13 protein-coding genes are annotated in these 13,912 nt (G+C 70.7%); 10 read left to right on the top strand and 3 right to left on the bottom strand.

All coding sequences use genetic code 11. The annotated features are described in order from the left end of the window. The first annotated feature begins 36 nt into the window (after positions 1-36). Positions 37-1,452, top strand: coding sequence for an AAA family ATPase (locus tag AC1HFH_RS11430; RefSeq protein WP_480247410.1), 1,416 nt, complete (start codon positions 37-39; stop codon positions 1,450-1,452). 294 nt (positions 1,453-1,746) lie between these two features. On the opposite strand, the gene AC1HFH_RS11435 is transcribed toward AC1HFH_RS11430, so the two are convergent. Then, positions 1,747-2,235, bottom strand: a complete 489-nt coding sequence (locus tag AC1HFH_RS11435; protein WP_480247411.1) for a hypothetical protein — start codon at positions 2,233-2,235, stop codon at positions 1,747-1,749. A gap of 312 nt (positions 2,236-2,547) precedes the next feature. Here AC1HFH_RS11435 and AC1HFH_RS11440 point away from each other — a divergent pair, with 312 nt between their 5' ends. The 8 genes from AC1HFH_RS11440 (at position 2,548) to AC1HFH_RS11475 (ending at position 10,648) form a co-directional block, all read left to right on the top strand. Beyond that, positions 2,548-3,141: a hypothetical protein gene (locus tag AC1HFH_RS11440; RefSeq protein ID WP_480247412.1), complete on the top strand. Its 594-nt coding sequence runs from the start codon at positions 2,548-2,550 to the stop codon at positions 3,139-3,141. 246 nt (positions 3,142-3,387) lie between these two features. Next, positions 3,388-6,183 carry an ATP-binding protein gene (locus AC1HFH_RS11445; protein WP_480247413.1) on the top strand — a complete coding sequence of 932 codons (2,796 nt, stop codon included), beginning with the start codon at positions 3,388-3,390 and terminating at the stop codon, positions 6,181-6,183. A 183-nt stretch (positions 6,184-6,366) separates the two neighbouring features. Continuing rightward, complete coding sequence (locus AC1HFH_RS11450; RefSeq protein WP_480247825.1) at positions 6,367-6,771, top strand: PaaI family thioesterase; 405 nt, start codon at positions 6,367-6,369, stop codon at positions 6,769-6,771. A 99-nt stretch (positions 6,772-6,870) separates the two neighbouring features. Further along, positions 6,871-7,173 carry an urease subunit gamma gene (locus tag AC1HFH_RS11455; protein WP_480247414.1) on the top strand — a complete coding sequence of 101 codons (303 nt, stop codon included), beginning with the start codon at positions 6,871-6,873 and terminating at the stop codon, positions 7,171-7,173. Positions 7,174-7,180: 7 nt separating this feature from the next. Then, the gene (locus tag AC1HFH_RS11460) at positions 7,181-7,495 is read left to right on the top strand and encodes an urease subunit beta (protein ID WP_480247415.1); all 315 of its coding nucleotides are present in this window, start codon (positions 7,181-7,183) and stop codon (positions 7,493-7,495) included. A 51-nt stretch (positions 7,496-7,546) separates the two neighbouring features. Further along, positions 7,547-9,268, top strand: a complete 1,722-nt coding sequence (locus AC1HFH_RS11465; protein WP_480247416.1) for an urease subunit alpha — start codon at positions 7,547-7,549, stop codon at positions 9,266-9,268. Positions 9,269-9,377: 109 nt separating this feature from the next. Continuing rightward, positions 9,378-9,713, top strand: coding sequence for a type VII secretion target (locus AC1HFH_RS11470; protein WP_480247417.1), 336 nt, complete (start codon positions 9,378-9,380; stop codon positions 9,711-9,713). Further along, entirely contained in the window at positions 9,713-10,648 is a 936-nt protein-coding gene (locus AC1HFH_RS11475) for a hypothetical protein (protein ID WP_480247418.1), read from the top strand. Before AC1HFH_RS11470 ends, AC1HFH_RS11475 begins: the two co-directional genes overlap by 1 nt. Positions 10,649-11,130: 482 nt before the next feature. On the opposite strand, the gene AC1HFH_RS11480 is transcribed toward AC1HFH_RS11475, so the two are convergent. Next, a complete protein-coding gene (locus AC1HFH_RS11480) occupies positions 11,131-12,117 on the bottom strand; it encodes a zinc-binding dehydrogenase (protein WP_480247419.1) in 987 nt (328 codons plus the stop codon). Between the two features lie 150 nt (positions 12,118-12,267). Between AC1HFH_RS11480 and AC1HFH_RS11485 the strand changes: the two genes are divergently transcribed. After that, positions 12,268-12,927, top strand: a complete 660-nt coding sequence (locus tag AC1HFH_RS11485) for an O-methyltransferase (RefSeq protein ID WP_480247420.1) — start codon at positions 12,268-12,270, stop codon at positions 12,925-12,927. A gap of 7 nt (positions 12,928-12,934) precedes the next feature. Here the strand turns inward: AC1HFH_RS11485 and AC1HFH_RS11490 are convergent, their stop codons facing one another. Continuing rightward, complete coding sequence (locus AC1HFH_RS11490; protein ID WP_480247421.1) at positions 12,935-13,903, bottom strand: ABC transporter substrate-binding protein; 969 nt, start codon at positions 13,901-13,903, stop codon at positions 12,935-12,937. Positions 13,904-13,912 lie beyond the last annotated feature (9 nt).

Raw genomic sequence — 13,912 nt, forward strand, 5'->3', positions numbered from 1 at the left:
GTGCTTGCAGATGCATACTCGTTCGGGGAGGCGATCATGATCGAGGATTGCCGGGTCTCGAGGGCCCGGGCCGAATACGTCCGCATGCTGCGGGAGCTCTACGTTGCGGCGGGAACACCTTCGCCCGATCGGGTCAGTGCCGAGTTGCCCGGTGTGGCCGCGGGAACGGTGCACGGCTGGCTTCCTGCTGCGGGTGATACGGATGTCCGGGTTCCTCGTTCGGCCGCCGCGTTCGATCGGTTGATTCGGTACTTGATCCACCGTGCGCGACGTCGCGGCCGGGGACAGGTCGATGCGCTGGCCCGGCTGGACTGGGGAGCCCTGCGGACGAGGGCACGGGCGGATGTACAGCCGATCCCGCACGGGCGGTCGCTGCGATCGGCCGATACGGCGATGCGGCCGCCGGTACAGCGCGACACCTGGCCGTTCGTCGAACGTCACCCGCTGCTCGACCTGGCGGAGCGTGCCCTGGACGGTGCGGCGGTGGTCTTGACCGGTGCGCCCGGGTCGGGGCGGACCCGGATGGCGCGCGCGTTGGCCGATCGGGCCCAGTGCGCCGGAACTGCGGTTCGCTGGATCAGTGCCGGCCCCGGCGGGCAGCAGATTCCGCTCGGCGTACTGGCCGGCATGCGCTCTGCGAGCTCGGCAGCGCGAGCACACCGTCTCCGCGAAGCAATGGACCTGCTCGGTGCCTCGGGAGGTTCCGGCCGGCCACTGCTGGTCGTCGACGATGCGCACTTGCTTGATTCGTCCAGCGCATACGTGGTGCAGCAACTGGCTTCGCTGCGGCGAGCGGCAGTGGTAGTGACCGTGCCGAGCGGGGAACTGCTGCCGGAGGCGCTGCGGGGCGGGGCCACCCGGATCGAGCTTCCAGCACTCACCCGGCCCGGCACCGAAGCAGTCGCTGCGGAAGCGCTCAGGCGGCACCTCGAACCAGCCGAGGCCCAGCGGATCTGGGGCCTTTCGCGTGGCAACCCGGCCTTCGTGCGCCACCTGGTCGAAGCGGTGCCTCCGAACCCGGGCGATGTGCCTGCGGTACCCGCGGTCCTGCTCGACCTGGTTGCCGAACAGATGGGCGTGCTGGACGAATCGGTATCGGACACCGTAGATCTCGTGACGTTGGCCGAGCCGCTGGAGCTCGGTGTGCTCCAGGGCATTGTCGGAGCACGCTCGGTGGAGGCGGCCGAAAAGGCCGGGTTGATCCGAGCTGCCCGGCTGGGGGAAGAGCTCCGGATCCTCCTGACGCACCCACTGTTCGGTGAGGTACGGCGGGCGAGGATGGGAATCGTACGGAGATACCGCCTGCGTGGTGAGCTGGTCGCCGCACTGGACAGCGCCGGAGCACCGGCCACGGCAGGCGGCGTCCGCGTCGCGCTGGGGCTGGGGTGGTGCCGATGGGCAGCGGATCCGCTCGATGATCCGGGCACTCGGGTCGAATCCGTCCGCCTGTGAGCGACATCCCGGCGCACGCAGCCTTCGGTGAACGGGTGGTCGTGGTCGGTACGCCGGGGCGACTACACCGGAGTGTCGATCGGTCGCATCCGCGTGGGTCGGCCGCGCCCGGCGAATCGCGGTGCCCGCTGCGGCGGGTCTCGGAACCCGGAGACCACCGCACTCGTCGCGGCCGGCCGACCATCCGGCATGGCGCCGAGGACAGGCGAGCTGTCCGCCTTGCCGATGACGGGCGCCGCGCCTGTCGGACCGGTCGGTGTCCTGCCCGGCCCGACGAGCACGGCTCGGGGACCGTCAGAAGGCCGGTGCGTCGCTCGTACTGGCGTTTCCGCCGATGGACGGCCGCAGGGTGATCTCCCAGGCGGAATTGTCGTCGAACGATTCGTCGAACTTCTGGTAACTCTCGTCCCGGGTGAACCCGAGTGTCGCGCTGTCCCAGTCCGTCCCGGTCTTCATGTAGACGTAGTACGTGCCACTGATGCCGGACAGGGTGGCCTGCGAATTTCCGCGCACATAGATCGTCGCCTGCGGCGACTGCGGATCACCGTTGGTCACCATCACCGCGTAGTCGGCGTCGTTGCCGTTGTCGATATCGAGCGTCCCGTTGCCGACCAGGCCGCTCTGCTGCACGATCTCGCCGTTCTCGGCGCGCCGGTTCTGCAGCGGCGCCGGCGGCGGGGGCGGCACCGACGGCGCGCTCGAGGCGATGGTCGGGCTCGGCTGTGCGGAATCGTTCGTACCCTCTTCGCCATCACAGCCACCGACCAGAGCGATTGCAGCCACAGCGGCCACGGCAATAGTGCTTCGTTTCAACATCTTTCCCCTACATGACATGCCAGGGGTATCGGATCCACCCCCGCGGGCCAGCATGGCACACCGTGCCGTCGATGTCAGCCGGTGGTGCCGACACCGGGCTACCCGCAGGGGTCGCCGGACACCCGAGTCGGACCCGAGTCGGGGTCGATGGCTGAACGAAGCCCCAGGTTCCGGCCCGTAGCGGGATCCGGTGATGGCGCGGCAGTTCGCCCCACCGGCACAGTGGGAAAGCGTTGTCGGGCCACCCCGGGTGGTGGTCCGATCGGAAGGTGGTGAACCATGACCGCACACCCCGATGCGGTGTCCCGGCCGGAGCGGCGACGAAGGCCCGTTCGTACGGTGAACATCTTCTCGATGGATTTCGGGTCGGCGAAGTACGACGTACTGTCGCCGGTGACGAAAGAATGGGCAGCCGCCTACGGAATCCCGACCGAAGCGATCTACGGGCGGCTGCGCAGGCCGATAGCCGAATGCGGCGCCGGATACCGGATCGTCCCGGACGATCTCATCGAGAACGGCCGGTTCGTCGACATGATGCACCGGGTGATCGCCGGCGAGATCCACACCGATCCGCGCGCGCAGCGCGCCGCAGCCGGACAGCAGGGTTGGCTGTACATCGTCGACGGCCGCACCCAGGCACCGCCCGACCGGGTGCCACCCGAGGACATCATCGGCGCAGTGGAACTCGACGCCGGCGCAATGGTGCCCGGCAGCTACCGGCGCAACGATGCCCACCGGCTGCTCACCGATCGGGGATTCTTCGTCCTGTCGGAGAACCTGGAGCGGGCCGTGGCAGCCGAGATGCGTGGTGCGGCGACCCGCCGGGCGGGTAGCGATGCGCCTTTCGACATGCCGGACGACCCGCTCGAGTGAGCCGCGAACTCGTATGGCGATGGTGTTCCGGGCGCTCGGCGAGCACACTGTGGCGGGGGATGGACGCTGCCGTCCGGGACGGACTGGTGACCATCGATGAACTGTGAGTCCGGCGTCGCCCGTGGGCGCCTGTCGTAAAATGGTGGCAGGTGGGTCGAAGACGGTTCGGCCGGTGGGCGGGGTCGTGTCGGTACACCGGGTCTCGGTGCGGGGCAGGGTGTTGCCGCGTCGAGGGGGAGGAAGATGATGAGCGACGAGGGTCGCGAGCCGGGGGCCCGTGCGGAATACGTCCGGGAATTCCGTCGGTTGTACGAGGCGGCCGGGGCGCCGTCGGCGGGGCGGATCTGTACCGAGGTGCCGGGGCTGGCCGCAGAGACGGTGCGGGGGTGGCTGCCGGTCCGCGAGGTGGAGTTGGTGCGGGTGCCGAAGTCCGCGGCGAGCTTCCGGCGGCTGGTGGACCATCTGATCACCCGGGCCCGGCGGCGGGCGAGCGGCGCCGGACCGTCCTATACCGGTCCGGATCGCCAGATGCTGGAGGCATTGCGTAAGCGGGCGATGGGGGAGCCACCGGCGACCCGGACGCCACCGGCGCCGAAGGCGTCGGCGGGGCGGGTGAGCACCGATTCGCAGCTACCGCCGGCGCCGCGCGTGCCGTGGCCCTTCGTCGGCCGGGAGCAGCTGTTGCGCAGCTGCGCCGCCGCGGTCGAGGCAGGCGGTGTGGTGTTGAAAGGGCCGGCCGGCATGGGGAAGACCCGGCTGGCCCGCGCCCTGGCGGAACGGGCGTATGCAGCGGGCACCCGGGTGTGCTGGATCGGCGGCTCACCGGGCGGCCGGCAGATTCCGTTCGGCGCGCTGGTCGCGGTGATGCCGGAGGTGGGCGGGGATGTCGCGCAGGTGGTCCGGGCGGCGCTGGATGTGCTGGGCGCACCCGGTCCGGCCGGTCGGCCGCTGCTGATCGTCGACGATGCGCACCTGCTGGACACGTTGAGCGCCTTCGTGGTTCATCAGCTGGTGGCCCGTGGCCGGGTCGATGCGGTGTTCACGATGCGTACCGGCGAGCGGGCGCCGGACGGGGTGGGCATGTCGATCCGAGCCGGTGCGCTGCACCTGGTCGAGGTCCCGGCCTTGACCGACGCCGATATCGGACAGGTGATCGCCGCGACCACGAATCGGGCGGCCGAACCCGGGTTCGTGAACCGGATCCGGTCCTGTTCCCACGGCAATCCGATGCTGCTGCGGCACGTGCTGGAAAGCGAAGCAGCCGGTTTCCCCGATCTCCGAGTCGCGGAGTTGCGGACGCTGGTCGCCGAGCAACTCGGTACCCGTGTCGAGCGGGAGGCCGATATCGTCGACCTGCTGGCGCTGTGTGAGCCGATCGATCTGCGGGTGCTGTGCCGGGTGGTCGGGTCCAGGACGGTCGAGGCTGCCGAGGCCGCGGGCCTCATCGAGGTTTCGGAACGGTCCGCCCGCACCTGGATCACGCTGGCCCATCCACTGTTCGGTGAGGTCCGGCGCGCGCAGCTGGGGGCGGTGCGCGCCCGCTCGCTGCGCGGGCAACTCGCCGAGGCGGCCGGTGTGCTCGCCGGGCACGAATCCGGGGAGGAGCTGATCCGGCGGGCGGTGCTGCATCTGGAGTCGGACCTGCCGCCGGACCCCGAACTGTTCGTGGAAGCGGCCCGCCGAGCCGGCCGGCGTTTCGATATGCGGCTGGCCGAACGGCTGGCCGGGGCGGTCGCGGGATTCGGCAGCGATGCCCGGCTGGTGCAGGTGATCGCCCTCGGCCTGCAGGGTCGCGGCGCGGACGCCGACCGGGTGATCGGTGCTGCACTGAAGGACGCCGGGCACGAGGTGGAGCGCGCCCAGCTCGCGATCGTGCGGGCATCGGTCAACCTGTGGGAACTCGCGGATCCGGTACAGGCGGCCGCGGTCGTCGCGGCGGCGCGCGACCGGGTCGGTCCCGCCCAGCACGCCGCGCTCGACGCCTGGTACAGCATCTATCTGGCGGGGCGTGGCTCTCCGGCCCGGGGCGCCGAGGTGGCCGAGCAGGCGCTGGCCACCGCGGACCTGCCGGATCTACCGGCGCTCATGGCTACCTGGGGTCTGCTGCTCGGCCGATCCCTGACCGGCGAGGCCGACTCCGTTCTCGATCTGGCCGAGGCCGGCTGCCGCCGACTGCACCGGTCCTTCGAAGCTGCTTTCCTCGTCTTCGAATCGGTGCACTATCTGCTGTGCGCGCTGCGGTGGGCGGGCTATCTGTCCCGGGCGGCGGCACTGGTCGACAAGATGGTGGGCGCCTGCGCGGAAGCACCGCCGTCCGAACGGTCGGTGGCGCTGCTGTCGGTGATTCGCGGGCACCTCGAGGTCGGAGCCGGTGACCTCGACGCGGCTGTTTCGGAGCTGGCTGCCGGACTGACCGCGATGGCGGACGAACACGGCCGCGGCGGGTGGCGGGCGATCGGTCTGCAGGAGTTGGTCACCGCCTCGGCGCTGGTCGGCCGCCCGGTGGAGCCTGGCGTCTGCGCGGAGCTGGAGCGGATCCGGCACCCCGGCTTCCTGTTCCTCGAACCGGAACGGCTGTTGAGCGAGGCATGGACCGCCGCCGCCCGTGGGGACCACGACAGCGCGATGGCCCTCGTCGATCGCGCGACCGAAGCCGCAGGTGCGCTGGATCAACCGGCTGTGGAAGTGGTGACCCGGCACGCGGCGGTCCGGCTGGGCGTGGTCGATGGTGCGGTGCGACTCCGCGAGCTCGCGGTATGCGTGGACGGCCCCAGGCCGGAGGCGGTGGCGGCGCATGCCGAGGCATGGGCGGCCCGGGACGGTGCCGGAGTGGTGGCGGCCGCGCATCGGTTCGAGGCCTTCGGCGATCGGCTGTCCGCTGCGGACGCCCTGGCCCAGGCCGCCCTGGTGTTCGGGAGCCTGGGCGAGGATCGGGCGGCGGATCGGGCCGGGCGGCGAGCGCTGGAACTCGGTGGCTGCGCGGCGACCCCGGCTCTGCAGCGGCTCCGGGCCCTCCGCGAACACGAACCCACCGAACCTTGACAGCTTAGGTAAGCCTGACCTATTCTGACTGCGGCGTTCGGATCGGGACGAGGTCCTGAGGGCTGCAGTCGACCCCTCGATCCCATGCCGCGGCGGGCTCCACCTCCGGGTGGGGCCCGCCGCCTCGTCCGGGTGGTGGTGTAGACCGGACCCATGAGCGAATCGACGCTGTCCCTGGCAGACATGACCCCCGAGCTGATGACCGAGGCCAGCAAGGGCACCTTCACCGATCTGATCGGGCTGCGCTACACCGAGGTCGGCCCGGACCGGGTCCGCGGAGAGTGGGAAGTGCGGCCGCAGCTGTTCCAGCCCGCCGGGATCCAGAACGGCGGCGTGTACTGCACCGTCATCGAAACCCTGGCCAGTGTGGGCGGCGGCATCTGGTTCGGCGAGCGCGGCGCCGTGGTCGGTGTCAACAACAACACCGATTTCCTGCGCGCAGTCAGCGACGGCGTACTGACCGGGGAGGCCACCCCGATCCATCGCGGCGGCACCCAGCAGCTGTGGCAGGTGGTGATCACCGATGCGCAGGGCCGTACCGTCGCCCGCGGACAGGTGCGGCTACAGAATCTACGGCCGCGGAGCTGAGGCGTCCGGCAGCGGGAGCCGCCCCGCCGGCGGGCGCAGGTGGGGCGATCGTGCCAGAATGTTCGCCTGATCGTCCGTTGTCCGTCATCGAGGAGCCACATGCGCCTGTCGCCGCACGAGCAGGAACGGCTGATGCTGAGTTATGCGGCCGAGCTGGCCCGCCGCCGGCAGGCCCGCGGCCTGAAACTCAACCATCCGGAGGCGGTGGCCGTCATCACCGACCACGTCCTGGAAGGAGCGCGGGACGGGCGGACGGTGGCCGAGCTGATGGCGTCCGGCCGCACCGTACTCGGTCGTGACGATGTCCTGGACGGCATCCCCGAGATGATCCACGACGTCCAGGTGGAGGCCACCTTCCCGGACGGCACCAAGCTCGTCACCGTGCACCACCCGATCGGATAGGACCGTCGTGATTCCCGGGGAAATCCTGTGTGCCGAAGGCACCATCGAATTGAACGCCGGTGCGGAGCGGATCGAACTCGACGTCGTGAACACCGGTGACCGGCCCGTGCAGGTGGGCAGCCACGTGCATTTTCCACAGGCGAACGCCGCCCTGGAATTCGACCGGGCCGCCGCGCACGGGCATCGCCTGGACGTGCCGGCGGGCACGGCGGTCCGATTCGAACCGGGGCTGCCGCAGCGGGTCGGACTGGTCCCGCTGGGCGGTGCCCGCGCGGTCTACGGCATCGGCCGCACACCGCCCGGCCTGCTCGATGAGCACTAGCCCGATGCGGCCGATATTCCGCCTGCCCGCCGCCCGCGCCGAGAGGACATCGTGAGCGAACTATCCCGTGCCCGTTATGCCGAGCTGTTCGGGCCCACCACCGGTGACCGCATCCGGCTGGCCGACACCGACCTGCTGATCGAGATCACCGAGGACCGCAGCGGTGGCCCCGGCCGGGCCGGTGACGAGGCGGTGTTCGGCGGCGGCAAGGTACTGCGCGAATCCATGGGCCAGTCGCGGGCCTCCCGCGCCGACGGCACCCCGGACACCGTGATCACCGGCGTGGTGATCGTCGACCACTGGGGCATCATCAAGGCCGATGTCGGGATCCGGGACGGCCGGATCTGCGCGATCGGCAAGGCCGGCAACCCCGACACGATGTCCGGTGTCCATCCGGATCTGGTGGTCGGCCCGGGCACCGAGATCATCGCCGGTAACGGGCGGATCCTCACCGCCGGCGCCATCGACTGCCACGTCCACTTCATCTGCCCGCAGCTGCTGGACGAAGCGATCGGCAGCGGCATCACCACGCTGATCGGCGGCGGCACCGGCCCGGCCGAGGGCAGCAAGGCGACCACGGTGACCCCGGGACCGTGGCATCTGGCCCGCACCCTGGAGGCCCTGGACCACTGGCCGATGAACATCGTGCTGCTCGGGAAGGGCAACACGGTCGGCGCCGACGCCATGTGGGAGCAGCTGCGCGGCGGCGCGGCCGGGCTCAAGCTGCACGAGGACTGGGGCTCGACCCCGGCGGCGATCGACGCCTGCCTCACTGTCGCCGACGCCTCGGGCGCCCAGGTCGCGCTGCATTCGGACACCCTCAACGAGGCGGGATTCGTCGAGGACACCCTGGCCGCCATCGCCGGCCGCGGCATCCACGCCTACCACACCGAAGGCGCCGGTGGCGGGCATGCGCCCGACATCATCACGGTGGCCTCGTACCCGAATGTGCTGCCGAGTTCCACGAACCCGACCCGGCCGCACACCGTGAACACCCTCGACGAGCACCTCGACATGCTCATGGTCTGCCATCACCTGAGCCCGTCGATCCCCGAGGATCTGGCCTTCGCCGAATCCCGCATCCGCCCGTCCACCATCGCCGCCGAAGACCTGCTGCACGATCTGGGCGCCATCTCGATGATCGGCAGCGATTCCCAGGCGATGGGCCGCATCGGTGAGGTGGTGATGCGTACCTGGCAGACGGCGCACATGATGAAACGCCGCCGTGGCGCACTGCCCGGCGACGGCGCCGCCGACAATGCTCGCGTACAGCGCTACATCGCGAAGTACACGATCTGTCCGGCGGTGGCGCACGGCCTGGACGCCGAGGTCGGCTCGGTGGAGGTCGGCAAACTGGCCGATCTGGTGCTGTGGGATCCGGCGTTCTTCGGGGTCCGCCCGCATGCCGTGCTCAAGGGCGGCATGATCGCCTGGGCCGCGATGGGGGACGCCAACGCCTCGATTCCCACCCCGCAGCCGGTGCTGCCCCGGCCCATGTTCGGAGCCGCAGCGCCCGCCGCGGCCGCGACCTCCGTGCACTTCGTCTCCGAACACGCGATCGCCGACGGTCTCGCCGACCGCCTCGACGTGCGCCGGAAACTGGTGCCGGCGAAGAACGTGCGCCGCATCGGCAAGGCCGATATGCCGCACAACGACGCCATGCCGCAGATCGAAGTGGACCCGGACACCTTCACCGTCCGGATCGACGGCGAGGTCTGGGCGGAGGACCCGGCGACGGAACTGCCGATGGCGCAGCGCTACTTCCTGTTCTGAGCAGGTCGCCCGGATCCGATGGAACCGGACGGCGCTGCGGTGCGTCAGTTCTTACGAGGGCGCGGCGATCGGCCGCGGGCATCCGGCACGATGGGAAGGGCACAGGCGCATGGGGAATCCCGACACGGTGAACGTCGATCCCGAGCAGGTGGCGGCACACGCCACCGCGGTGGCGAAGGCACTCGAGGACCTGGCGGACGCGACGGAGGCGGCCGCCTACCTCGCGGGGGCCGACGACGGCTACGGCACCATCGTGCGCCCCTACGCGAATGCCACCCTCGGTGACCTGCACGACCGGATCACCGCCGATCTGACGTCGCTGTCCGCCATCACCGAACCGCTGCCCGGCAACCTGCGGAAGGTGGCGGCGGCCTTCGCCGATCGCGATACCGGCTGGGCCGGCGCGATCCGGGACCGGGTCGCCGATGTGGACGGGGTGGCGTGATGGCCTTCGACGATGCCGCCCGGCCCGAAGGCAACGACCTGCTCGAGGACGGGGTCGACCACCGCGACGAGTACTACACCGAGGACGGTATCCCGTTCCTGCGCAATGTGGGCGTGCCGTCCGGCGGCGACGAGAAGAACGACCCCGATGCCGGAATCCTGAAGGGCACCCTCGCCGGCGACGGCTACGAGGCCGCGATGGGGCTGGGCAAGGCCTTCGGCGGGGACGGTTCGATGCAGGACCGGTACAGCGCGGTGAAGGACGCGTGGTCGGCCGGTTCGGCGGTGGTCGACGCCGGGAAGATGGGGCTGGCGATCGCCAAGGGCGTGCCGCTGGCCAAGTTCGATCCGTTCAATCTCCTCGGCAGCCAGCTGATGTCGTGGATGCTCGAACACGTCGAACCGCTGCGCAAGACCCTCGACTCGTTGACCGGCAACCCGGATATGGTCAAAGCCTACTCGGACTCCTGGACCAAGATCTCCGAGGCGCTGGACGACTGCGCGAAGGCGTGGCGCGACGCGGTGTACAGCGAGACGGCCGACTGGCTCGGCGCGACCGCCTCGGCCTACCGAGGGCGCGCCGACGAATTGATAGGCCAGGTCACCGAACAGGCCGGGCTCGCCGATGTGCTCAGCAAGGTGAACGAGGGGCTCGCGGGCATCGTCGAATCGGTGCGCACGGTGGTCACCGACATCCTCACCAATCTCGCGGGCATCCTTGCCGAGATAACGGCCCTGTTGATCGCCTCCGCGGGCACCGCCACACCCGCGCTGATCGCCCGGGCGGTGTTCGGCATCTCGACTGCCACCATGTCGGTCTCACAGACCCTGATGGAGATGGCCGATCAGATTGTCGGCCTGCAGGCCCTGATGAAGCAAGCGATGTCGGTGATCGGCAAGGCCACCGAGATCGAAACAACGGTGGCGACCGCCTGAGCCGCGCACTGGGTCAGGCAGGCGGACCGACGTATCAGCCGGGCCGCCTGGACCGCCGCGGTGGAGCTGAGCGTGCGGGCACCCGTACTGGTGGCCGCGGCATTCGGGGCGCCGACCGACGCCGTCCGTCGACGAAAGCCACTAGGGTGCAGCCGAGCTGCGGGCGGTCACGCCCGCGCGGTGGCGGAGGGTGGTGCTGCGCGGTGGCGGAGGGTGGTGCTGCGCGGTGGCGGAGGGTGGTGCTGCGCGGTGGCGGAGGGTGGTGCTGCGCGGTGGCGGAGGGTGGTGCTGCGCGGTGGCGGAGGGTGGTGCTGCGCGGTGGCGGAGGGTGGTGCTGCGCGGTGGCGGAGGGTGGTGCTGCGCGGTGGCGGAGGGTGGTGCTGCGCGGTGGCGGAGGGTGGTGCTGCGCGGTGGCGGAGGGTGGTGCTGCGCGGTGGCGGAGGGTGGTGCTGCGCGGTGGCGGAGGGTGGCGCTGCCAGGGTTCAGCGGGCGCCCGCCGTGATGAGGACTTTTCCGGTCCGACCGGATGTTTCGGCGGCCGTCACAGCCTCGGCGATCCGGTCGAACGGATATTCGGCGGCGACTGCGGGGCGCAGGGTGCCGTCGGCGGCCAGGCCGACCAGTTCGGTGATGAGCGCACGCCGGGTGTTCGCATCGAGTTCGGCGGCGTGCTGCTGGCCCCAGAAGCCACGGACGACGGCCTGTTTGAAAATGACGGCGCCGCTGTCGAGCCGCAGTGGCGCACCGGACATCGCGCCGAAGCTGATCAGCTGGCCGCGCGGGGCGAGCAGGCGCAGCAGATCACCGGCGGCGCTGCCGGCGACCTGGTCGACCGCCCGCACGATCGGCGCGCCGCCGGTGGCTTCGGCGGCCCGGTCCGGCCAGTCCTCGGCCGAGGTGTCCAGCACCGGGCCGAACCCCAGATCATGGAGCGCACGAACGGAATCGGCCCGGCGGACCAGGCTGAGCACTTGGACGCCGCGCCGCGCCGCGAACAGGTTCAGCAGGCGGCCCACCGCACCGTCGGCGGCGTTCACCACGATCCACTCGCCGCGGCCCACTCCGAGTTCGTCCAGCAGCATGAGCGTGGACAGTGGCATCGCGAGCAGCTGGCAGGCCACCTCGTCCGGCACCGTCGCCGGGATCGGCACCACTTGATCGGCGCGGGCGAGAAAGCTGTCGGCCCAGGTACTGCGGGCGCCCGACACCGCGACGCGATCGCCGACGGCGACCCCGGTGACTCCGGCCCCGACGGCATCGATCGTCCCCGACGCCTCGGTGCCCGGCACCGCAGGCAGCTCCGGACGGAACCCGTACACGCCGCGCACGATCGCCAGATCGTGATTGTGGATCGGCGACAACGCCGTAGCGATCCGCACCTCGCCCGGACCCGGCTCGGGGACCGGTCGCTCGCCCGGCCGGAGCACCTCCGCCGGTTCACCGAAACGTTCCATCACCACTGCCCGCATCGTGGCCTCCTGACCTGGTGGGACCTCGTCGATGTCGCCGGCACCCGCGGTACCGCGGCGTCAGTGTCGCATCGGCCGCGGCCCGGTGGTGGGACAACCCGCCGGGCGACGGCACACTCACCGGGGCGGGTGCGGTGGCACACTGCAGACATGACGAGCGACGAGTGGGCCGAGGTCGACCACTATCTGGTGGACACCCTGATCGGTTCGGAAGGTGCCGACGCGCTGGCCGCCAATACGGCGGCCGGGCTGCCTGCGATCGACGTGTCTGCACCTCAGGGCAAGTTTCTCAACCTCCTGGCCCGGACGGCCGGCGCCCGCCGGGTACTGGAGATCGGCACCCTCGGCGGGTACAGCACCGAATGGCTGGCCCGGGCGGTGGGCCCGGCCGGCCGGGTGGTGACCCTGGAATTCGAACCTCGGCATGCGCAGGTGGCCCGGGCCAATCTGGACCGGGCCGGTGTGGGGGACCGGGTCGAGATCCGGGTCGGTGCGGCGCTGGACACCCTGCCGCAGGTCGCCGAGGACGCAGGCGAACCGTTCGACCTGGTGTTCATCGACGCCGACAAGGTGAACAACAGCCACTACGTGCAGTGGGCGCTGCGCCTGACCCGCCCGGGCTCGGTGATCATCGTCGACAACGTGGTGCGTGCCGGCGCCCTCGCCGACGAACGGACCGACGACCCGGCCGCCCGCGCGGGCCGCGACCTCGTCGAGATGCTCGCCGCCGAACCGGCCCTGGACGCCACGGTCGTCCAGACCGTGGGTGCCAAGGGCTGGGACGGCTTCGCCTACGCGGTGGTGAACTGACCGGCGGTCATCGGGGCAATCCGGTCAGTTCTTCCTGCAGCAACTCCAGGCCCTCGACGGCGACCGGACTCGGTCCGGCGTAGCCGAACGGGACGGCGATGACACGTTCGTCCGCGATCGCGGACACCTCGGCCAGACCGGGCCGCCGCGCCAGGGCCTTGGTGGTTTCCTCGGGGGTCTGTTCCCGTTGCAGCAGCAGGACGATCACCTCCGGATCGCGGGCGATCAGTTCCTCGGCGTTGATTTCCAGCAACCGCTGTTCCTGGTCGCCGAAAACGTTGTCCAGGCCGAGTGCCTGTAGTTGGTGGTGGGCGGTGCTTGCGGTGCCGTAGGCCTTCAGGGTGCTGCCGTCCGGGGAAAGGATCAGGGTGGCGGCGCGCCGCCGGACACCGGCGGCCTCGCCTACGGCGGTGACCCGTTCCCGGAGCGACTGCACCTCGACGCGGGCGGCGTCCGCGGTGCCGAACAGCCGTCCGTAGAGTTCGACGTCGGCGAACACGTCCTCGAAGCTGCCCTGGGCGTCGGGGCAGTAGCCGCGGGTAACCAGCTGCTGGATCCCGACGGCGGCCAGGTCGGCGTGGTCGACGGTGGTCGAGGCGAAGGTGACGACCACGTCCGGACTGCGGGCGATGATCTCCTCCCGGTTCAGTTCCGCAGTGGGCGAGACCTGTTCGGCGCCGGCCAGGTCGTCGCCGTACTCACCCGGGAACGGGGAGGCCTCGTAGCTGCGGGTGACCACCCGGTCACCGGCACCGGCGGCGGCGATGATCGGCGCAGCCACCGAACCGGCGGTGAGCGCGCGCTGCGGTGGTTCGGTGAAGGTCACCGAACGGCCGCAGCTGTCGACCGTCAACGGAAAGCCCGGTGCGGCCGCAGCGGTGTCGGCGTCGGAATCGGCGGTGCCGCAGGCCGTCAGCGCGCCGGCCGCCAGCGCGGTCACGGGCAGGACGAACAGCCGGGAGAATCGGATGGACATGGGTTCCTC

This window comes from Nocardia sp. KT25-26 (assembly GCF_056627695.1).